Genomic DNA, 19,961 nt, shown 5'->3' on the forward strand with positions numbered 1-19,961 from the left:
GCATCACCATGCCGGGGATGCGGCCACGACCCTCGATGGCCCCGCGAGGCTTGCGAGCCGTCCTTCCGGACGGTGGATTCAACTGGTCGTCGCAACACCTTCAGTGCGGAGGTGGTCAGGGATGGCGACGGTGGACTGGAGCAGGAAGACCAGCGATGTGCCGGAGGGGCTTCGTCGACAGTGGCGTGCTGATCGGGCGTTGCGCCCGCCGATGCGTTCGCCGGGCCGGCCTGAGCCCTCGCGTGCGGTCCAGCGTCAGTTCTGGCGATTGATCGCCACGGGCGTCACCTCGGCCGAGGCTGCGGTGAGGGTGGGCGTGTCCGTGCCGGTGGGCTCGCGCTGGTTTCGTCACGCTGGCGGCATGCCACCGATCTCGCTGGTTGAACCCACCGGCCGCTACCTGTCCTTCGAGGAACGTGAGGAGATCGCGATCCTGCGCGCCCGAGGTCAGGGCGTGCGCGAGATCGCCCGCGCGATCGGCCGTGACCCTGGGGCGATCTCGCGTGAGCTGCGCCGCAACGCCGCGACCAGGAGCGGGAAGCAGGAGTACCGGGCGGTGGTGGCGCAGTGGAAGGCTCAGCAGGCTGCGAAGCGTCCCAAGACCGCGAAGCTCGTCAAGAACGACCGGTTGCGGGAGTACGTCCAAGAGCGGCTCGCTGGCAGCATCCGTCGACCTGACGGCACGTTCGTCGACGGCCCGACACCACCGGCATGGAAGGGCTTGAACAAGGCCCGCCGGGCGGATCGTTGCTGGTCGAGGGCATGGAGCCCGGAGCAGATCAGCCAGCGTCTGAAGGTCGACTTCCCCGATGATGAGTCCATGCGCATCAGCCACGAGGCGATCTACCAGTCGCTGTTCATCGAGGGGCGCGGCGCGCTCAAGCGCGAACTGGTCGCCTGTCTGCGCACCGGTCGGGCGCTGCGAGCACCGCGGGCTCGTACGCGCAACAAGGCGCAGGGGCATGTCACCGCTGATGTGGTCCTGTCCGAGCGTCCGGCCGAGGCCGATGACCGGGCGGTGCACGGACATTGGGAGGGCGATCTGATCATCGGGACCGGTAGGTCGGCGATCGGCACCCTCGTCGAACGCAGCAGCCGCGCCACCCTGCTGGTGCACCTGCCGCGCATGGAAGGCCATGGCGAGACGCCGTACGTGAAGAACGGGCCAGCGCTGGGTGGCTACGGTGCCGTGGCGATGAACGCCGCGCTGACCGCGTTGATGACCACGCTGCCCGAGCAGCTGCGCAAGACCATCACCTGGGACCGCGGCAAGGAACTGTCCGGCCACGCGACGTTCGCGCTGGAGACCGGAACCAAGGTGTTCTTCGCCGACCCGCACTCGCCCTGGCAGCGGCCGACCAACGAGAACACCAACGGGCTGCTGCGGCAGTACTTCCCCAAAGGCACGGACCTGTCGCGCTGGTCGGCCGAAGACCTCGAGGCCGTCGCGTACACCCTCAACAACCGCCCCCGCAAGGTCCTCGGGTGGAAGACCCCCGCCGAGGTCTTCGACGAGCAACTACGCTCCCTTCAACAACCCGGTGTTGCATCGACAGGTTGAACTCGCCCAGTACGTGTCGTTGGCCTACACCGACGCGCTCGTGACCGCGGGAGTGACCGCGTCGGTCGGCACCGTCGGAGACTCCTACGACAACGCTCTCGCAGAGACCGTCAACGGGCTCTACAAGACCGATCTGATCTACTCCCGGCCCGTCTGGGAGACGGCCAGCACGGTCGAACTCGCCACGATGGGCTGGGTCAACTGGTGGAACACCCAGCGCCTTCACGAGACCCTCGACTACCGCCCCCCCGCAGACGTCGAGGCCGCCTACACTCACCCCACGACGACCGCACCCGCGACCGTCTGACCACGGACGAAACCCAGGACGCTTCAGTTTCGTGCGCTCACCGTAGCCGGGGATGACCCAGTCCGCTGGTGGGCGGGTAGCTCCACCGTGAAGACCGCGCCCTGCCCGCGACCAGGGGAGGTGGCTGTGAGACGTCCGCCGTGGGCTTCGGCCAGGGCCTTGGAAATGGTCAGGCCGATCCCGGAGCCACCATGGTCGCGGTCGCGGGCGGTGTCACCGCGGTAGAAACGTTCAAAAAGGTGAGGTATCTGCTCCAGGCTGATGCCGTCGCCGGTATCGGCGACACGGATGGCCACCCGCCCTGGGCCCTGCCGGTTGGCGCTGAGCGTGACCTGTCCGCCGGCTGGGGTGTGGCGCAGGGCGTTGGAGAGCAGGTTGCCCAGCACCTGGCCCATGCGTTGCCGGTCGGCCTCGATGTCCCCGGCGGTCTCGTCGACGTCGATGTTCAGGGCCACACCTTCGGCGGCGTAGGCCTCCCGGTAGGCCTCGGCGGCCGCGCGCACCAGCTCGGCCACAGGTTGTTCGGTGCGGTCCAGGATGATGCGGCCTTCCTCCGCGCGGGAGACGTCGTTGATGTCTTCCACCAGACGGGTGAGGCGGGCGAGCTGTTCACCCATGAGCTCGCTGGTGGTCTCGTCCCAGTGGGCGACCTCGTCCTGGAGCGCCTCCAGGTAGACCGTGAGCACGGAGATGGGGGTGCGCATCTCGTGGGCCAGGTCGGAGAGCATCCGTCGGCGGGTGTCTTCGGTGCGCTCCAGCTGGGCGGCCATGGTGTTGAACGCCCCGGCGAGGGCGTCCACCTCAGCGCCGGCGCCCATGGCGGGGACCCGGGTGTCGTAGCGGCTGCGGGCCATGGCCTGGGCCGCGTGGGTGAGTGCGTCGATCGGGCGCTGGAGGCGGCGGGTGAACACCAAGGTGACGCCCAGGGCGCATACCAGGGCAGTGGCCAGGGCCATCCCCAGGGTCCAGAGGTTGGTGTCGCGGTAGGCCTGTTCCACATGCATCAGCTGGGTGGCGTCGTGCCCGGCCCCAGCGCGCAGCAGGTGCTCGTGAAAGATCGCCGGGCCCACTATGGAGGCGGCGAGGACCGCGGCGAGGATGCTGGCGATCACCACGATGGTTTGCGCCAGGAAGAACCGGGAGGCCAAGCCTCGTGGGCGGTGCCTGCTCATCGGCTTGCCATGCGGTAACCGACCCCTCGGACCGTGCTGATGCAGTCAAGATCGGGGTGTGCCTCAATGAGTTTGCGGCGCAGATGCCCGATGTGCACGTCCACGATCCGCTCGTCGCCCACCCAGGACGGATCCCACACGATGTCGATGAGCTGACGGCGGGAGTAGGCCCGTCCGGGGCCGGCCGAGAGTGTGGCCAAAAGATTGAACTCGGTGCGCGTCAGTGCGACCGCGGCCCCGCTCACCCGGGCCTCGTGGGCAGCGAGGTCGATGACCAGGTCCCCGAAGACCCATGGGGCCTCTCGAACGGTGACGGTGCGCGGGCGTCGCAGCACGGCCTGGACCCGTGCGACGAGTTCGCGCACGCTGAAGGGCTTGGTGATGTAGTCATCGGCGCCCACCTCCAGTCCGGTCAGCTTGTCGTCCTCGTCCCCACGGGCGGTGAGTATGAGCACATAGCACTCGGAGAAAGACCGAAGGGCACGGCACACCTCGATCCCGTCCAGACCTGGCAGCCCCAGATCCAGGACCACCACATCCGGGTGCTGGTTTCGGGCTGCTTCAAGGGCCGCGGGGCCGGTGTGGGCCTGGTCCACGGTGTAGCCGGCGCGGGAGAGATACGTCGCGATCATCTGCGCTAGGGCCTTCTCGTCGTCGACCACGAGCACCCGTCCCGGATGGGACGGGGAATCGATGCCTGGGTTCATGCCTCCAGTGTCGTCCCCACGCTGTGATCGGGTGACCGCAAGAGCGCAGGTCATCTGCGATCTTCGCTGAATCTTCAAAATAATCCCGGTCTCTACGCCTGTGCGCGGATCCAGAATGGTTGTCGTCGTTCGTGCCCTGCTGTGCCTCGGAAAGGAATCATGAATCAGGTTTCCCGCAGACGGATGTTGACTGGTGGCTTCGGCCTGCTCGGTGCTGGTGTCCTGGCAGGGGGTGCACCTGCTGCGGGTTCCTCCGCGGCACCGTCACTTCCCGGCCGGGCTCTGGTGGAGAAGACGCTTGTCGCGCAGCCGGCGACCCTGGACTTGGGAGGCTTGCAGGTCGATACGTGGGCCTACGGTGACACGGTCCCTGGACCGCTGATCCGGGCCACGGCCGGGGACCGGCTACGGATCACCGTCGACAACCAGTTGCCGGCCGAGACCACCGTGCATTGGCATGGCATCGCCCTGGAAGCCGCTGCCGACGGGGTGCCAGGGTTGACCCAGGACCCGATCGCCACCGGGAGCACCTACACCTACGAATTCACCGCACCGGATCCGGGGACCTACTTCTACCACCCCCACGTCGGGGTTCAACTGGACCGGGCTCTGTACGCCCCGCTGATCATCGATGACCCCAGAGAACCAGGGCGCTATGACCACGAATGGGTGCTCGTGCTCGATGACTGGCTCGACGGCACGGGACGCACGCCCGAGGACGTGCTCCAGGCGCTCACCTCCTCCAGTGGGAACGGGGCCGGCCACGGGGGCATGACCGGAATGGACCACGGGGACATGGACATGAGCTCCCCGGAGGCTATGGGCGGTATGGATCACGCACCGATGAAGGGCGGTGGAGACTCGCCCTACGGCGAGGACGCCGGGGACGTGACCTACCCGCATTACCTGGTCAACGGCAAGGTGCCGGAGGCCCCGGATGTGCTGGCCGCCAAGCCGGGGGACCGGGTGCGGCTGCGGATCATCAATGCCGCCGCCGACACCATCTTTACCGTCGCTCTCGGCGGGCACCGCATGGAGGTGACCCACACCGATGGGTTCCCCGTGAAGCCGCAGGAGACGGACGCGCTGGCCATCGGCATGGGCGAACGTTACGACGCGATCGTCACCATAGCTGACGGGGTCTTCCCGTTCGTGGCCGCCCCCATGGGCAAGGACGGCCAGGCCATGGCGTTGATCCGCACCGGCTCCGGCGCCGCACCGGCCCCGACGGTGACGCCGAAGGAACTGCGTTGCCCGGCCTTGATCGGCGCCGAACTGGAGCCGGCCGACAGCGCCCGGTTGGAGACCCGGGACGTCGAAGTGGCCCTGCCTATGGCGCTGACCGGACAGATGGACCCTTACCAGTGGGGGTTCAACGGCGCTCCATACGGCAAGAATGACCCGCTGATGATCCGAGAAGGCCAACGCGTCCAGCTGGACGCGGCCAACCAGACCATGATGGCCCACCCGCTGCACGTCCACGGCCACACCTTCGCCCTGCCCAACGGATTACGCAAAGACACGGTCATGCTCGCCCCGATGCAATCCCTGGCCCTGCAACTGCAAGCCGACAATCCCGGGGATTGGATGGTCCACTGCCACAACCTGTACCACGGCGAGGCCGGAATGATGATCGAGATGAGATACCGCCGATGACGCTCATGCCCCGACGGGCTCTCCTCGGTTTGGGCCTGGTCACAGGGACCGGGCTGGCGGTCGCAGCTTGCTCCCCGCAGCCGGGTACCTCCACATCGGCCCCCTCCGGTGAGGGCGCCGGCGAGGCCACGGCGATCACTCATGTCCATGCCATCACGCGCGCTCCGGCCGACGGGGCCGTGCTGCTGGCCACCCACGAGGGCCTCTACCGTCTCGAGGACGGGGACCTGACCAGAGCCGGGCCCATCGTGGATCTGATGGGCTTCACCATCGCCGCCGACGGCCGCTACCTGGCCTCAGGCCACCCCGGCCTGGGCGTGGACCTACCCGAGCCATTGGGGCTGGCCGAGTCCGCCGACGGCGGGCAGAGCTGGAGTGTGCTCTCTCGCGGCGGGGAATCGGATTTCCACGCCCTGGCTGCCGGCCCCGCCGGGATCATCGCCTTCGATGGGCAACTTCGGTTCAGCCCCGACGGGCGCACCTGGCAGATGCGCGCCATTCCCTCGGCCCCGGTTTCTTTGGCCGTGTCCCCGAAATCGGGAGCGGTGCTGGCTGCCACAGAAAACGGCGTGCTGCGCTCCACTGACGACGGCGCCAGCTGGTCCCCCCTGAACACCCCCCAGCTGGCCTCACTGGTGGCCTGGGCCGACGACCGCACCATCGCCGCCACAGGGATTGACGGGCGCCTGCTGACCAGCACCGATGCCGGTGCTAACTGGACCTCCAGTGAAGAACCCCTCGGGGAGATCACCGCCCTGGGGGCCAGCCGCACCGATGACGGTGACGTAGAAGCGCTGCTGATGGCAAAAAACCAGGTGCTGCGCACGGTCGACGGGGGAGCGACAACACAGCAGCTGCTGTGACAGCTGGGCTGTGAGCTGACCAGGGCCGAGAATGCCCACCGGGCGGGACTTACCGCAACAAGACAACTTCAGGGAGACGACCATGAGCGAGGCCTCTAAGCGCCAGGAGATGGTCCCGGCGATGAGCGCCGAAGGCGCGGCTCTGTCGCGGAAGCGGCTGAGCGGCATCGACGCAGCTCGGGGGCTGGCTCTGATCGGGTTGACCGCTATCCACTACCTGCCCGCCCTGGTGGCCGGGGTGGGCTTAGGAAGCATTACAACTTCCCGGAAACTCCTCGCCAAACATACCCCCGGGGGGTATTGTCGAGAATGAGGAGGCAACTATGACGGATTCGCACGCCCACCACCATGGTGGAACCTCGCCCTTGCGCGAGGCCCCCACCCCCGATCACCCCCACGATTCCCAGGACGAGCACTCGGGTGACGGCGGCCACGAGGGAAACGGTGACCATGGAGGCCATGGTGGACATGACCACGTCGCCATGTTCCGCCGCTTGTTCTGGATCTCCCTGGTCATCTCGATCCCCACGATCTTTCTCAGCGGCAGCTTCGCGCACCTGCTGGGCTACCAGTTGCCGGACAACGCACTGATCACCTGGGTCCCCGTGATCCTCGGCACCGTGCTCTACGTCTGGGGCGGCCGCCCGTTCCTGACCGGTGCGGTCGACGAACTCCGGCAGCGCAAACCCGGCATGATGACCCTAATCACCCTGGGCATCTCGGTGGCGTTCTTCGCATCCTGGGGCAGCCACCTCGGGCTGCTGCCACCGGACCTGGAGTTCTGGTGGGAGCTGGCACTGCTGGTCGTGATCATGCTGCTGGGGCACTGGGTCGAGATGGCGTCTCTGGCCCGCACCTCCAACGCGCTCGATGAGCTCGCGGCCCTGCTGCCCGACGAGGCTGAGGTGCTCGACCCTGACGGCTCGACGCGCACGGTCGCGCCCTCGGACCTCGCCGTCGGCGACCGCGTGCTTGTCCGCCCGGGCGGACGCATCCCCGCCGATGGTGAGGTGATCGAGGGCGAGGCCGACATCGACGAGTCCATGGTCACCGGTGAGTCGGTCCCCGTCCTGCGCGGGCGGGGCGACCGGGTCGTGGCCGGCACTGTGGCGACCGATCGGCCATTCACCCTCCAGGTCACCGAGATCGGCGAGAACACGGCGCTGGCCGGCATCCAGCGTCTGGTCCAGGACGCTCAGTCTTCATCGACCCGCGCCCAGCGCCTCGCCGACAAGGCGGCGAACCTGCTGTTCTGGTTCGCCCTCCTCGCTGCCGCGATCACCGCCGTCGTGTGGGCGATCCTCGGCACACCCAGCATGGCGCTGGTCCGTGTTGTCACCGTCCTGGTCATCGCCTGTCCCCACGCTCTGGGGCTTGCGATCCCGCTGGTCGTCTCGATCTCGACCGGACGGGCCGCCCGCCAGGGCATCCTCGTCTCGGACCGCAAGGCCCTTGAGCTCGTGCGCAGCATCGACACCGTCGTCTTCGACAAGACCGGCACCCTCACCCTCGGCGAGCCCGCTCTGCTGGGCGTGCAGCTGGCACCAAACGCCCCGGCGGGCATGAACGAGGACCGTCTCGTGGCCCTCGCGGCCGCGACCGAAGCGCAGAGCCAGCACCCTCTGGCGCGGGCGATCGTGGCCGCCGCACAAGACCGTAACCTTGCCGTGCCGCAGGCCACCGGCCACGACAGCGCGACCGCGGTCGGCGTCTCGGCCACCGTCGAGGGCACCGACATCCGCGTCGGTGGCCCCGCGCTGCTCAGCCAGGCCGGTGCGGAGCCGCTGTCCACCGACGAATGGGCTCAGGACGGGCGGATCGTTCTGCACGTCCTCGTCGAGGGCCGAGTTGCCGGGGCCCTAGCCTTGGCCGACGAGGTCCGTCCGGCCGCCCGCGAGGCGATCGAGGCCCTGCACCGCCTGGGGATCGAGACGGCGATGCTGACCGGCGATGCCCACAACGTCGCCGAGGCCGTTGGCCGCGAATTGGGCATCGACCGCATCGAGGCTCAGGTCCGTCCCGAGGAGAAGAGCGCCCGGGTCCGCCAGTTGCAGGAACAGGGCAAGAAGGTCGCGATGGTCGGCGATGGTGTGAACGATGCTCCGGCTCTGGCCCAGGCCGATGTCGGGCTCGCGATCGGCGCCGGAACCGACGTCGCGATCGCCTCGGCCGGGATCATCCTCGCCTCCGAGGATCCGCGCGCGGTGGTCTCGGTCGTGCGGCTCTCGCGCGCCTCCTACCGCAAGATGGTGCAGAACCTCTGGTGGGCTGCCGGCTACAACCTGATCTCGGTGCCGCTGGCAGCCGGTGTGCTGGCCCCCATCGGGTTCGTCATGCCCATGGCCATCGGCGCGCTGCTCATGGGCGCCTCTACGGTGGTGGTCGCGCTCAATGCGCAGACGCTGCGCGGCCTCGACCTCACCGCTGAGGGGTCGGTCGAATGGGCAAAGAATCAGACCTGACCCGGGTCGTCAGCGTGGCCATCAATTCTTCGCCAGTCTGTTGTCGCAGGGTTGGCATAGAGACTTTCAGGCCATCCACGCCTGAAGGAACATCAACGAAGGAGACGAGATGAAGAAGTCCATCTGGACTACCAGCATGGCCGCTACCGCAGCGGTGAGCATGCTCGCGCTGACCGCCTGCGGAGGCACCGCGGAGGAGGAAGACGCACAACCCGCACCGTCGCAGACGGCGTCCGAGGCGGCGGCTGCGCCGTCGACATCGTCCGAGTCATCGAATATGGACATGGGCATGGATCATGGTTCCGGGGGTATGGCCGGGCACAATCCCGAGGGCGGGCCCCCGCCCGAGGGCATCGAGGCCGCAGCCGATCCCACCTATCCGATCGACTCGACGGCGGTTCTCACCGCTGACCACATGCCCGGCATGGCGGGGGCAGAGGCGACGATCACCGGTGCCTTCGATACGACGGCCTACTCGGTGAGCTACACGCCCACAGATGGTGGCGAGCCCGTCGTCGACCACAAGTGGGTCGTGCACGAGGAGCTGGAAGATCCGGGTGAGGCGCCTCTTCCGGCGGGTACCGAGGTCGTGCTGGAGGCCGATCACATGCCCGGCATGGAGGGCGCCGAGGCGACGATCGAGAGCTCGACCGAGGAGACCGTGTACATGGTCGACACCACGATCGATGGCATGGAGATGGCCAACCACAAGTGGTTCGTCGAAAGCGAGCTCCAGCCCGCCGAGTAAGCGTGAAAGGGGCGGTGTCCCGGCCCGCGCGTCTTCACGAACTCTTCATGGCTTCGCCCTTCCGCCTCCTGCCGGTCGCTGTCTATGGTCAACGGAGCGGGTTGGTGCCTGCCAGCCCGCTCCGTTCGGATCGACAGAAAGAGCGAGACCATGACTCATCACGTGAGCTCGATGCTGGAGACGTACCCGAAGGATCTCGGCGGCATCGACACCCAGAAACTGGCCGAATGCATCGAGGCCTGCTTCGAGTGCGCGCAGACCTGCACCGCCTGCGCCGACGCCTGCCTGGCCGAGGACATGGTCGCGGAGCTGACCCAGTGCATCCGTCTGAACCTGGACTGCGCCGACCTCTGCGAGACCACCGGGAGGGTGCTCTCCCGCCAGACCGGCAACAACATCGACGTCAACCGCGCCGCGCTCGAAACGTGCCGGACGGCGTGCCGGTCCTGCGCCGAAGAGTGCGAAAAGCACGTGGATATGCATGAGCATTGCCGGGTCTGCGCGGAGGCGTGCCGGCGCTGCGAGATCGCCTGCGCGGATCTGCTGGCCTCTCTGGATTGAGACCGGCCTGCTCAGACCTTTGTTCGCCTTCCAGCAGGCTGAGGCTTGCCGCAGCAAGCTGGGGGCGAACCTCAACCGTGGGGGAGATGCCAACGGCGCCAAGCCACAACCAGGTGAGGATGACTGCGCGGTCTACAGTGGCGTCCGGACCCAGTAATCCATGGTTCGATCCCCACAGGGCCCACCATTGTGATGTCTCAGTACATGGGAAACACCCCGAACCCTCAGGTTCGGGGTGTTTTTCGTTGTGGCTGGTACTTCCGCGTGGGGTCCAGGGTGAGCTCGCGGAGGATCTCTCCGGTGGCCTTGGCCACGATGGTGATCTCGCGGTCCTCAACGATCAGAACGACGTGGGTTCGGGCGTGGGCTCGGCCGATGCCGATGTGGAAGAGCTGGCCGTCGTAGCACAGCGTGACTTTGCCCGTGGCGTCGATCTTGTCGGTGCGGAACCGGGTCGTGGCCGGTGCCAGGGGCCCTGGGGTGTCCTTCGGTGCGGCGATGTAGGCGGCGTACGGGGTGGTCTTCTTCGCTGAGTGGATCCGCTGAGTGTTGTAGATCTCGCGGAACTGATCGAGCAGGGCCTGCAGGCCCGGCAGGTCTGCTGGTGGGGGCTGGGCTGCCAGCCACTTCTTCAGGGTCTGCTGGAAGCGCTCGACTTTGCCCTGGGTCTGCGGGTGGCCTCCGCGGCAGTCCCGCTTGGATGGTGGACAACGTGGCTTCGTAGACGGCGGGGCCGTCGGCCCACATGCGGGACTTGGTGGTGATCCAGCGGTGGATGCTGGCCGCGATCGCACGCGCCTCAGAGGCCGCTAGTGGCGATCCCGCGCCATTGCTTGTCCAGACTCAACCGCCGTTCGACTCGATCACGCGGCGACCCCGCCCCGCCGCGCCGGCCCGGTGCCGGGCCCGGCAAAGTCGCGCGCGATCGGCGGCAGGGATGCGGTCAGGATCAGGGCGGCGCCGAAGACCAGGGCGCCGAAGCCCATTCCCCAGTAACCCAGCGTGCCCACGATCCCGCCGAGGAAGAACAGGCCCACGAGCACAGTGAGCACCCGCAGCTTCTCCCGGTCACCGCGCACTGGGGCGGCGTCCCGGCTGCGGTAGAGGATGCGGCCGAGCTCCACGGCGATATCGGTCACCATCCCCGTGACGTGGGTGGTTCGCACCGGGAAGTCGCGGATCTTGGTGATCAGGGCGTTCTGCAGGCCCATGGTGAAGCACAGCGGCGCCACGAGCACCAGCTCCGTCTCAGGGCCCTCGAATCGCCCGGCCAGCAGACCGGTCACGAGCATCAGTACGCCCTCCAGTGCCAGGACGTTGGCGTAGCGGCTCGAGAGCCGTCGTCGTCGGCCCCAGGTGAAGACCACGGTGCACATGATCGCCCCGACGATGAATGAGGACACGGCCAGGGCCGCCGCCAGCACCAGGCGCCAGTCGCCGGTCATGAAGTGATCGGCGGCCGAGGCCGTCATCCCGGTCATGTGCGACGTGTAGAGACCCACGGCCACGAAGCCGACGGAGTTCAGAGCCCCGGCGATGACCACCAGCAGGTAGGCCAGGTGCCGGTCGAAGAGCGGGGTTCGGCGGGGGCCGGAGAGTAGCTGGGCGTAGCGGTAGATCTGGCGGGGAGCGCGGGGGAGCATCTCGGTACTATAGGCAGGCGCGTGTGAACGGCGGATGCAACGCAGGTAGGGATCCGCCGGGAGTCCGCTCAGTTCATCAGTCGATTCTCATCTGGGCGCGCACCGGTGCAGGGTGGGGCCGCAGAGCTGCTCAGCGCCGCAGGATCATGGGGGTGTGCGTGATGCCGGCTTCCAGGAAGGGCGCCTCGTCGCGTAGGAGACACGCCCTAGCCGATCAGGCCGCGAGATGAGCACGTGGTGGCTCGCGTTCGGCGGTGACCTCCGTCCAGACGGCACGAGCGGGTTGCCCTGTGGACGTGAGCCGGCGACACCTTGTGTCGGCGGGACTGATAATCCATGGGTCGTGGGTTCGATCCCCACAGGGCCCACCGTAAGGCTCGCGACACCAGAAACCGGGCCGCCATGACTCGGGCCGAAGCCGACGAACTCCGTAGCCTGCCCGTGAACGAAGCCGCCGAACGCATCGAAGCCAAGCGCGCCGAGCAGGAGCAAGCGCGGCAACGAGCCGCAGAGCGGGCACAGCGGCTTCCCGACCCATTCGCGCACGACCCCCACCGCAGCGGGCCGCACCGCGAAGGGCCGACACGCAGCCTATAGACCACGGTAGGTAGGCAGGCAGGCTGCTCACGGCAGTTCCTCGGGTCGGCAAGCACAAGACCAGGAGTGGGGCGGATGACCTACCGCCAGGTAGCGATACGTCCATTCAGAAGAGAAGAGGCAGGCGGAGTAGTAAGTGGCTGAAGATGCTTGGGGCTAAGTGGAGGGCACATATCAGTCCTGAGTCACGTGCTCGGCGCGGCGAGCAGGAGGAGGATTGGAGACCGCAGGGAAGGCAGTGTTCCTGTTTCGAGGCAGTACCGCCTTATTTCTATCGGCGCATCAGGTACGGTGAACTCGGTTCTCGGTTCGCCTCGTTCACCGACGCGGCCTGCGGCCTGGGGTCGGTGGAGAGCGTCCGCTCTTCGGTGGTCAGTAGGCGACGGAGAAGCGTGTGCGGTGGTGGGCGGGCTTCTCGATCTCGTCGGTGATGGCGAGGGCGATGTCGTCGCCGGAGATTTCCGAGACGCCGTTCTCGTCGCGCAGGAGGATGTCATCACCGATGCGGTAGTGGCCGCGGGCGGTGCCGGGGGCGTGCTTGCCGAAGTTCTCGGCGGGGCTGATGAGGAACCAGTCGAGGCGGTCGTCGGTGTTCGCGCGGAGGTCGTCGAGGGCTCCGGCGAGTTCGAGGGATTCGGGCTTGGCGACCTCGGGGAAGCCGGGGGTGTCGACCAGGCGGGGTCCGCCTGGTGCGATCAGGAGCGAGCCGGCCCCGCCCATTACCCCGAAGCGCACGCCTCGTTCCGCGGCGAGCCCGGCCGCCGTGGACAGCAGGGCGCGGAGGCGGCCTTTGCCGGCGAGCCCGCCGTGGGTGGACAGTGCCGAGATCACGACGTCCGTGTGCTCGAATGCTGAGGCCAGGAACGCGGGGTCTTGCACGTCACCGGCCCGGTACTCGACGCCCGGGGTCTGCTTGTCGGGGATGGAACGGCTGTACGAGACGACCTGGTGGCCACGCTTGGCGGCCTCGCGGACGATACGGCTGCCGGCGTACCCGGTGCCGCCGAGGACATGGATGCGAGTCATGGTTTCTTCTCCTTATGGATCGAACGAGATGGATAGAGGGCCGCCGGGGGTCAGGCGGCGGGTTCCCGCCGTGGTCGGGGTGTGGCCAGGAGCAGGCCGAGGAGCGCGATGATCGCGGCGGCGAGCATGGTCACCCCGAGGGGGATGGCGGTGTGCTCGCCGGCGATGCCGACCAGGGCGGCGACGAGGCCGGCGAGGGCGAACTGCACCGCCCCGAGCAGCGCCGACCCTGCGCCGGTCGCGGCCGGGGGCACGGCGGACATGGCCAGGGCGGTCGCGTTGCCGAACACCAGCCCGAGCGGGGCGATCGCGACGAACAGGGGCACCATCAGCCACCCGGCGGGTGCGTCGGTGAGGGTGAGGATCACGATCGCGACGACCGCGGCCAGGCTGATCGTCAGGCCGGTGAGGGTCAACCCGCGCAGCGAGACGGGACCGGCAAGACGGGCCGCGACAGTGGTGGCGATCATCAGGCCGACGGCGTTGATCGCGAACGCGATCCCATAGGCGGCCGCGCTCAGGCCGATCATGTCCTGGTAGACGAACGGTGAGGCGGAGATGTAGGCCATCATGATCGCCATCCCGAACGCATACGCGGCCGTGTTCCCCAGATAGGCCCGCGAGACCAGGCCCCGCCAGCCACCGCGCTGCGCCGTGCCCGCACGGGCTCTGCGGATCTCGCGGGGCAACGATTCCCGCACGAACACGAGCACGCATGCCAGGGCGATCACGCCCAGGCCGGTGACGATCCCGAGCAGGCCCCGCCATCCGACCGGGCCGACCAGGGCACCGCCGGCGACCGGGGCGACGATCGGGGCGATCCCGCCGATGAGCATCATGATACTCAACGCCCGTGCCGCCTCCGTGCCGCGAGCACGGTCAAGGATGATCGCCCGGCCGATCACCATCCCCGCCGCCCCGCCCAGGCCCTGGACCAGCCGGGCGGCCACGAGCAGCTCGATACTGCCTGCGAGCGTGGCGGTCACGCTCGCGGCGACGAACAGCACCGCCCCGATCACCAGCGGCACCACCCGGCCGGCGCGATCCGACCACGGCCCGAAGACCAGCTGCCCGGCCCCAGCGCCGATCAGGAACGCCGTGAGCGACAGCTGCACCCCGGTCGCCGTGGTCGACAGCTCCGTCGTCATCACCGGGAACGCCGGCAGGTACAGGTCGATCCCGAACGAGGCGAGCCCCATCAGCAGCGCCAGCGTCGACAACAGTCCCGCACCGATCGCCTTGCCCGCCGCCTGGACGGGCGTGCCCGCTGCCTGTCGCCCTGTTCCCGTGTCGGTCATCCCCGCCCGGCTCTTTCTAAAACTATAGTTATGAAAACAACGCTATGATAGCATAAGCATATGCGACCAGACGAGAAGCCGGTGAGCGGGCCGGCACCAACCGGTGCGGACCCGTTGGTGCGGCTCGCGGACGCGGTGCTGCATGTCGAGCGGAAGCTGCGCGCCTACCCGTTGCAGGACCCCGCGGTCGCGCCGCTGTCACCGTTGGAGTGCCTGGTGCTGCTGCACATCGACGCCAACCCCGGCGTGGCCCCCTCGGGACTGGCCTCGGGCCTGTCGCTGACATCGAGCAACGCGAGCACGGCGCTGCGCGGACTCATCGCCAAAGGGCAGATCGAGCGCCGCCCCGACCCGGCGGACCGCCGCGCGGCACGCCTGCATCTAACCGAGGAAGCGGCACGGTCGGTGGGGATCGTGCGGGGCATGTACCGCGATCTGCTCGGCTCGCTCGACCTGCCTGCCGAAGATGTCCTGACCACTGTGCGCACTCTCCAGGCCATCGACACCGCCCTGAGCGACCCCGCACGGAGCTGAGTTATGGAGCAAGGCGCAGGCGACTACCGTTGGAGCCTCTGGCACTCTCATTTCGAGGTGAACCCGTGGTTGTATGACCAGTCTTCATCCGCACCGAGAAGCGGGCAGCGGAACGCTGCGGCTAACACAAGGCTTCACTGGCAGTGCTGAAAGGGTCGGCGCTCTTCCAGCCGTTCGCGGTGGATACGAGGCAGTCTGCGGAAGCAGGTCGGCCCGCGCGTCTTCGACTGCGTGGCGTTCCTCGTGGTCCGCGATGGCTCGGTGGTTCTCACCGTCGGGGAGCGTCAACACCCGATCGCTTTTGGTCACGCCGTGCTGATCGCCCCGCGTACTGTCTTCACCTACGAGCCCGAGGGCACCGCCACCCTGACGACGCTCTTGGTCGACGTGGACTACCTGCTCGATCAGCTCTACTGGCAGCATCCCGACGTGTTCGCGGATCGCTACGTCGTGAGACAGTACGCCGGGGCCTTGTTTCCGGATGCCGCTCATGTGCTCCATGTGAACGGTGAGGACGCCAATCGCCTGATCCTCGTGCTCGATGAGATGACGACCCTCTACGAAAGACGCGAGTACCCGGCCTCGTACTTCCTGCTGCAAGCACGCCTCTCGATGCTGTTGGGCACGCTCGCTCCGCACGTACGCGCGGCTCCGGATGCGTTGCTCGTTCCCGTCCATCAGCGACGGCGATCAGTCGAGAGCCCCGCACGATGGCGAGAGTTTCGGCCCGCCCGCAGAGAAGCCCTCGCGGTCGAAGCGCTGCTGCGCGGAAACATAGCGAAGCGGTGGAACCTGGCCCTGCTCTGTGAGCACGTGCACCTATCGGATAAGCAATTGGTGCGCGTCTTCGAGGACGCCTACGGCAGCACCCCGCACAGATACCTCACGATGCTTCGCGTCGCAGAGCTGGCCCGGCTGCTGCGCGAGACCGAAGTACCCGTGACCGTGGCGATAGGTCGCGTCGGGTGGAACAGCCGAGGCCACGCCGCGGAAATTTTCCAACGACACGTCGGCGTCACTCCCGCCCGATACCGACGCTACGGGCCGCCCACGGCCGCCTCGGAACGGTGAATCACGGAGCCCCGGCAGTGCTGAAAAGTGCTAACGAAAGTGCTAAGCAACGTGTATGTCGGGGTACTACGGTGAAGTTATCCACAATCTAGACGCCGTAGATCGTTGATTTTATGCGGCAGAACGCCCCGCCGAGATTCGAGGCGCGAGGGGGTCGAGGTCAGTTCAACTCCCGCGTCGCCGTCGGGTTCATCACCGCGTCTTCGCCCACACCGTGCCCCGGTGCACCCCGAACTGACGAGCCACGGCGTTCACGCTGATGCCCTGTGCGCGGGCTGTTCGCATAGCGTCCACTTCCTCGTCGGTCAGGCGTGTTCGAGGTCGTTTCTTTGGTTCCGCCGACGCGCCGATCAACGGGTCGTCGGCCTCGCCGTCGGACTCTGCATCCGCGCAAACCCCTTGATTCCACGCGGAAACCAGCCTCTCGACCCGAGGTCGCCTGTTCCCACAACGCTCCATTGCTTCCACTCTGTGATGTCTCAGCGCATCTGAAGCACCCCGAACCCTCTTCGGTTCGGGGTGCTTCTCGTCGTGTTCGGAAGGCCGCCCAGGGACTGGAGGCTCGTCGCCGGGAGTCCGGGGCGGCGGGTTGGTGACACGTCGGCGAGGCCGGTTACGGACCGAGTCTTCGTTCTTGGGGTGCCCGCGACGGGGTGCATAGGTTCGAAAGCAGGCGCGCCTCCGCTGCCAGCTGGCGTGCGACGAACCTGCCCGACCCGCGAGGGAGCCCCCATGTCCACGTCCGCATCCTCCGAAGAGCCACCCGTCTCGCGCGACGCGTCCTCCGCCGAGCCGACGCCCCCTGTGGTCGATCCCACCGCCCCGCGGGATCGCTTCCCGCACGTCTACGTCATCCTGATCGTCTTCGCTCTGCTGGCCGCCGTCGCCAGCTGGATCGTCCCGGCAGGGCAGTACGAGCGGATGGCGGGACCGGGCGGCCAGGAGGTCGTGGACCCGGACAGCTTCTCGTTCATCGAGCAGTCGCCGGTCACCGCTATGCAGCTGCTCACCGCCATCCCGCGGGGTCTGGTGGATGCCGGGGCCATCGTGTTCTTCGTCTTCACGATCGGCGGCATGTTCGAGGTCATCCGCCGCACGGGGCTGGTCGACGTCGCCCTGGCCGCCGTGGCGCGGGCCTTCTCCGGGCGGGGGATCGTGGTGATCCCCGTGCTGATGACGGTCTTCTCGCTGATCGCCAGCTTCATCGGCGTGCCCGAGCTCTCGCTGGTCTACATCCCGGCGATCATGCCGCTGATCCTCAGCCTGGGCTACGACCGAGTGGTGGCCGCCGGGATCGCGCTGCTGGGCACGGGCGCGGGCTTCGCCGCAGGTTTCCTCAACCCGATCAACACCGGGCTGGGCCAGCAGATCGCCGGGCTGGAGCCCTTCTCGGGCATCGGGCTGCGCATCGTGCTCTACGTCTTCTACCTGGCCACGGGCATCGCCTACGTGATGTGGTACGCCCGCCGCGTGGCCGCCGACCCCACGCGCTCGGTGCTGCACGGTCATGCGGACACCACCATCCGCGACCGCGATCGCCTGGACCTGGAGTCCACCCCGCGCTTCACCGGGCGCCAGCGCGCGGCGGCCGTCGCCCTGCTCGTGCTGGCCGGGCTGCTGGTGTGGGGGATCCTCACCCAGGGCTGGTTCTTCCCCGAGTTCGCGGGCATGTTCATCCTCACCGCGATCGTCGTCGGGCTGGTCGCGGGGCTGAAGACCCGCGAGATGGCCGAGGGGTTCGACCAGGGCATGCGCGATGTGCTCGCCGGCGCGCTCATAGTCGGTGTGGCCCGCGGCGTGGCCATCGTCCTCGAGGACGGGCACATCCTGGACACGATCGTCTACGGGCTGGGGGAGTCCGTGGGCTTCCTGCCGCCCGTGCTGTTCGTCGTCGGGATGTTCCTGATGCAGGCGGTGTTCAACCTGATCGTCCCGTCCGGCTCCGGGCAGGCGCTCGTGACTCTGCCCGTGCTGGCGCCGCTGTCGGACATCCTGGGCGTCTCGCGCCAGTCGGCGGTGCTGGCGTATCAGACCGGCGACGGCATGACGAACGTGCTGTACCCGACCTCCGGGTACTTCATGGCGGCGCTGGTGGTCGGGCGCATCCCGTGGAACCGGTGGGTGCGCTTCTATGCCCCGCTGCTGGGGGTCTGGGTGCTGATCTCGATCGGCTTCCTGATCTTCGCCCAGGTCACCGGCTGGAGCTGATCCCCACCTCTTCCCTGCCGAGTGGATACCCAGTTGCGCTGTCGGGCGCAATAGCGCAACTGGGTATCCACTCGGCGGGGAGAGAGGTCAGTGCGCGGCGCCGAGTTCGATGAGCAGCACGCCGCCGATGATCAGGGCGATCCCCAGGCTCATGACCCGGGTGAGCGGCTCCTGGAACAGGACGCGGCTGAGGATCGCAGTGAGGGCCACGCCGGCTGCGGCCCACACGCCGTAGGCCACGCCCAGCGGGGTGCCCTCGGCGAGGGTCAGCGAGAGCATGGAGAAGGCCAGGACGTAGCCGAGGCCGATCGCCAGCCACCACAGTCGGGAGCCGCCGGCGGCCATGCGCAGGCAGAGCGTGGCGCTGACCTCGAAGAGGATCGCCAGGACGAGGGATGCGAGCGCGAGCATGGTCACGGGGCCGTCGCCTCCTTCTGCTGATCGTCAGGGGACAGAAGGTCCAGCGGGACCGTCGACGAGGTCGCGTGCGACTCCTGGGAGCCGAGCTCGACCAGCAGCACGCCGCCCATCACGGCGGCGATGCCGATGCCCATGGGCAGGGTGAGGGGCTCGTCGAAGATCGCGGCGGACAGGACCGCTGTCAGGGCCACGCCGCAGGCGGCCCAGATGCCGTAGCCCACGCCCAGGCTCATGCCCTCGCGCAGGGCTTGGAACAGGCACAGGAAGGCGCTCGCGTAGCCGATCACCACCACGGCGTAGAGCGCGGGCGCCTCGAGCGCCGCCTTCAGGGACAGCGTGGCGGTCACCTCGACCAGGATCGCCAGGGTCAGGAAGAGCCATTTCCTCATGAGTCGGCCTCTCTCCCGAGCAGGGACAGGGCGACGTCGAGCACGGCCGCGCGCTGGTCGTGATCCTGCGGGAGGATCCCCAGGCAGCGGTCGATCCAGGCGCCGTCGGCGAGGTAGCGCACAGCGGCCGCGCGCGGGTGGCTCAGCGAGCCGAACCAGGCATCCATCCGCTCGCCCCAGCGCACGGAGAGCTTCTCGCGCAGCCGGGGATCGGCGAACAGCGCGAGATCGGCGGTGTCCATCTCGCCGAGCAGCGTGAGCTCCGCGTAGGCGCGCAGCCGCTGCTCGGGACTCGCGCCAGCGCCGGCCCGCTCCGACAGCTCGGCCTCCCAGCGGGCGAGCAGGTGCTCCAGCACCGCGAAGGCCAGCGCCTCCTTGGTGGGGAAGTGGTGCACGACGCCGGGCTTGGTCAGCTTCGCCTCCTGTGCGACGGCGTCGATCGTCAGGGAGCGGCCATCGCGCAGGACGTCGAGAGCGGCGTCGAGGATCTGGGGTTTCGTCGTCATGCTTCAAACTTACCATACGTATGGTAGGTACCTTCTGGGCCGAGTGGATACCCAGTTGCGCTATCGGGCCTCTCACCGCAACTGGGTATCCACTCGGCGGAGGGGGAGTGGCAGTATGGGCTCTTTGCTGCGCTTCGGGTGGCGCGCCAGCCAGCGGTCGGGGGGGGTGCCTCTATGGTTTTCGTCAAGCCGCTAGGGCGACTGTCGACGGGGTCTGAGGCATGGTCGGGTC

General features: G+C 67.9%; 18 protein-coding genes and 1 pseudogene. 10 read left to right on the plus strand and 9 right to left on the minus strand.

Annotated features, from left to right (window positions below; all coding sequences use genetic code 11):
* Window positions 1-361 precede the first annotated feature (361 nt).
* On the plus strand, window positions 362-1,561 hold the full coding sequence (locus RF645_RS12625; protein ID WP_368819225.1) for an IS30 family transposase: 1,200 nt from the start codon (window positions 362-364) through the stop codon (window positions 1,559-1,561).
* Between the two features lie 61 nt (window positions 1,562-1,622).
* Window positions 1,623-1,868 (plus strand): annotated as a pseudogene (locus tag RF645_RS12630) (integrase core domain-containing protein); the annotation flags it as partial.
* 23 nt (window positions 1,869-1,891) lie between these two features.
* On the opposite strand, the gene RF645_RS12635 reads toward RF645_RS12630, so the two are convergent.
* Both RF645_RS12635 and RF645_RS12640 read right to left on the minus strand, forming a co-directional pair.
* Window positions 1,892-3,040 carry a cell wall metabolism sensor histidine kinase WalK gene (locus RF645_RS12635; protein ID WP_053446840.1) on the minus strand — a complete coding sequence of 383 codons (1,149 nt, stop codon included), beginning with the start codon at window positions 3,038-3,040 and terminating at the stop codon, window positions 1,892-1,894.
* Window positions 3,037-3,747, minus strand: a complete 711-nt coding sequence (locus RF645_RS12640) for a response regulator transcription factor (RefSeq protein WP_058870846.1) — start codon at window positions 3,745-3,747, stop codon at window positions 3,037-3,039. The genes RF645_RS12635 and RF645_RS12640 overlap by 4 nt, the downstream gene beginning before the upstream one ends.
* Window positions 3,748-3,906: 159 nt before the next feature.
* Between RF645_RS12640 and RF645_RS12645 the strand changes: the two genes are divergently transcribed.
* The 5 genes from RF645_RS12645 to RF645_RS12665 all read left to right on the plus strand — a co-directional run bounded on the left by RF645_RS12645 (window position 3,907) and on the right by RF645_RS12665 (window position 10,037).
* A complete protein-coding gene (locus tag RF645_RS12645; protein WP_259895615.1) occupies window positions 3,907-5,403 on the plus strand; it encodes a multicopper oxidase family protein in 1,497 nt (498 codons plus the stop codon).
* A gap of 5 nt (window positions 5,404-5,408) precedes the next feature.
* The gene (locus tag RF645_RS12650) at window positions 5,409-6,266 is read left to right on the plus strand and encodes a F510_1955 family glycosylhydrolase (RefSeq protein WP_338125492.1); all 858 of its coding nucleotides are present in this window, start codon (window positions 5,409-5,411) and stop codon (window positions 6,264-6,266) included.
* A gap of 323 nt (window positions 6,267-6,589) precedes the next feature.
* Window positions 6,590-8,728 carry a heavy metal translocating P-type ATPase gene (locus RF645_RS12655; protein ID WP_137802957.1) on the plus strand — a complete coding sequence of 713 codons (2,139 nt, stop codon included), beginning with the start codon at window positions 6,590-6,592 and terminating at the stop codon, window positions 8,726-8,728.
* A gap of 109 nt (window positions 8,729-8,837) precedes the next feature.
* A complete protein-coding gene (locus RF645_RS12660; RefSeq protein ID WP_137802958.1) occupies window positions 8,838-9,476 on the plus strand; it encodes a DUF1541 domain-containing protein in 639 nt (212 codons plus the stop codon).
* A gap of 150 nt (window positions 9,477-9,626) precedes the next feature.
* Window positions 9,627-10,037 carry a four-helix bundle copper-binding protein gene (locus RF645_RS12665; RefSeq protein WP_006214730.1) on the plus strand — a complete coding sequence of 137 codons (411 nt, stop codon included), beginning with the start codon at window positions 9,627-9,629 and terminating at the stop codon, window positions 10,035-10,037.
* Between the two features lie 224 nt (window positions 10,038-10,261).
* Here the strand turns inward: RF645_RS12665 and RF645_RS12670 are convergent, their stop codons facing one another.
* From RF645_RS12670 to RF645_RS12685, 4 genes are all read right to left on the minus strand, one after another.
* On the minus strand, window positions 10,262-10,831 hold the full coding sequence (locus RF645_RS12670; RefSeq protein WP_259904504.1) for a transposase: 570 nt from the start codon (window positions 10,829-10,831) through the stop codon (window positions 10,262-10,264).
* Between the two features lie 69 nt (window positions 10,832-10,900).
* Window positions 10,901-11,680 (minus strand): YoaK family protein, encoded by a 780-nt coding sequence (locus tag RF645_RS12675; protein ID WP_006214728.1) that lies wholly within the window; start codon window positions 11,678-11,680, stop codon window positions 10,901-10,903.
* Window positions 11,681-12,649: 969 nt separating this feature from the next.
* Window positions 12,650-13,303 carry an NAD(P)-dependent oxidoreductase gene (locus tag RF645_RS12680; RefSeq protein ID WP_137802966.1) on the minus strand — a complete coding sequence of 218 codons (654 nt, stop codon included), beginning with the start codon at window positions 13,301-13,303 and terminating at the stop codon, window positions 12,650-12,652.
* A 50-nt stretch (window positions 13,304-13,353) separates the two neighbouring features.
* Window positions 13,354-14,601 (minus strand): multidrug effflux MFS transporter, encoded by a 1,248-nt coding sequence (locus tag RF645_RS12685; protein WP_368819222.1) that lies wholly within the window; start codon window positions 14,599-14,601, stop codon window positions 13,354-13,356.
* Window positions 14,602-14,661: 60 nt separating this feature from the next.
* On the opposite strand from RF645_RS12685, the gene RF645_RS12690 reads away from it, so the two are divergent.
* From RF645_RS12690 to RF645_RS12700, 3 genes are all read left to right on the plus strand, one after another.
* Window positions 14,662-15,135, plus strand: coding sequence for a MarR family winged helix-turn-helix transcriptional regulator (locus RF645_RS12690; protein WP_137802968.1), 474 nt, complete (start codon window positions 14,662-14,664; stop codon window positions 15,133-15,135).
* A 195-nt stretch (window positions 15,136-15,330) separates the two neighbouring features.
* Window positions 15,331-16,206: a helix-turn-helix transcriptional regulator gene (locus tag RF645_RS12695; protein ID WP_368819226.1), complete on the plus strand. Its 876-nt coding sequence runs from the start codon at window positions 15,331-15,333 to the stop codon at window positions 16,204-16,206.
* A gap of 732 nt (window positions 16,207-16,938) precedes the next feature.
* Window positions 16,939-18,414, plus strand: a complete 1,476-nt coding sequence (locus tag RF645_RS12700; RefSeq protein ID WP_204782701.1) for a YfcC family protein — start codon at window positions 16,939-16,941, stop codon at window positions 18,412-18,414.
* An 87-nt stretch (window positions 18,415-18,501) separates the two neighbouring features.
* On the opposite strand, the gene RF645_RS12705 is transcribed toward RF645_RS12700, so the two are convergent.
* The 3 genes from RF645_RS12705 to RF645_RS12715 are packed head-to-tail and all read right to left on the minus strand — an operon-like array spanning window position 18,502 to window position 19,729.
* On the minus strand, window positions 18,502-18,825 hold the full coding sequence (locus tag RF645_RS12705) for a multidrug efflux SMR transporter (protein ID WP_368819227.1): 324 nt from the start codon (window positions 18,823-18,825) through the stop codon (window positions 18,502-18,504).
* A 2-nt stretch (window positions 18,826-18,827) separates the two neighbouring features.
* Window positions 18,828-19,223 carry a multidrug efflux SMR transporter gene (locus RF645_RS12710; RefSeq protein ID WP_368819223.1) on the minus strand — a complete coding sequence of 132 codons (396 nt, stop codon included), beginning with the start codon at window positions 19,221-19,223 and terminating at the stop codon, window positions 18,828-18,830.
* On the minus strand, window positions 19,220-19,729 hold the full coding sequence (locus tag RF645_RS12715; RefSeq protein WP_368819224.1) for a TetR/AcrR family transcriptional regulator: 510 nt from the start codon (window positions 19,727-19,729) through the stop codon (window positions 19,220-19,222). Before RF645_RS12715 ends, RF645_RS12710 begins: the two co-directional genes overlap by 4 nt.
* Between the last annotated feature and the right edge of the window lie 232 nt (window positions 19,730-19,961).

This window comes from Kocuria sp. CPCC 205260, from assembly GCF_040981045.1.
GTDB lineage: Bacteria > Actinomycetota > Actinomycetes > Actinomycetales > Micrococcaceae > Kocuria > Kocuria palustris.

Coding starts and splice junctions, on each gene's coding strand:
- RF645_RS12625 (WP_368819225.1), top strand. CDS start 362: ATGCCACCGATCTCGCTGGTTGAACCCACCGGCCGCTACCTGTCCTTC.
- RF645_RS12635 (WP_053446840.1), bottom strand. CDS start 3,040: ATGAGCAGGCACCGCCCACGAGGCTTGGCCTCCCGGTTCTTCCTGGCG.
- RF645_RS12640 (WP_058870846.1), bottom strand. CDS start 3,747: ATGAACCCAGGCATCGATTCCCCGTCCCATCCGGGACGGGTGCTCGTG.
- RF645_RS12645 (WP_259895615.1), top strand. CDS start 3,907: ATGAATCAGGTTTCCCGCAGACGGATGTTGACTGGTGGCTTCGGCCTG.
- RF645_RS12650 (WP_338125492.1), top strand. CDS start 5,409: ATGCCCCGACGGGCTCTCCTCGGTTTGGGCCTGGTCACAGGGACCGGG.
- RF645_RS12655 (WP_137802957.1), top strand. CDS start 6,590: ATGACGGATTCGCACGCCCACCACCATGGTGGAACCTCGCCCTTGCGC.
- RF645_RS12660 (WP_137802958.1), top strand. CDS start 8,838: ATGAAGAAGTCCATCTGGACTACCAGCATGGCCGCTACCGCAGCGGTG.
- RF645_RS12665 (WP_006214730.1), top strand. CDS start 9,627: ATGACTCATCACGTGAGCTCGATGCTGGAGACGTACCCGAAGGATCTC.
- RF645_RS12675 (WP_006214728.1), bottom strand. CDS start 11,680: ATGCTCCCCCGCGCTCCCCGCCAGATCTACCGCTACGCCCAGCTACTC.
- RF645_RS12680 (WP_137802966.1), bottom strand. CDS start 13,303: ATGACTCGCATCCATGTCCTCGGCGGCACCGGGTACGCCGGCAGCCGT.
- RF645_RS12685 (WP_368819222.1), bottom strand. CDS start 14,601: ATGACCGACACGGGAACAGGGCGACAGGCAGCGGGCACGCCCGTCCAG.
- RF645_RS12690 (WP_137802968.1), top strand. CDS start 14,662: ATGCGACCAGACGAGAAGCCGGTGAGCGGGCCGGCACCAACCGGTGCG.
- RF645_RS12700 (WP_204782701.1), top strand. CDS start 16,939: ATGTCCACGTCCGCATCCTCCGAAGAGCCACCCGTCTCGCGCGACGCG.
- RF645_RS12705 (WP_368819227.1), bottom strand. CDS start 18,825: ATGCTCGCGCTCGCATCCCTCGTCCTGGCGATCCTCTTCGAGGTCAGC.
- RF645_RS12710 (WP_368819223.1), bottom strand. CDS start 19,223: ATGAGGAAATGGCTCTTCCTGACCCTGGCGATCCTGGTCGAGGTGACC.
- RF645_RS12715 (WP_368819224.1), bottom strand. CDS start 19,729: ATGACGACGAAACCCCAGATCCTCGACGCCGCTCTCGACGTCCTGCGC.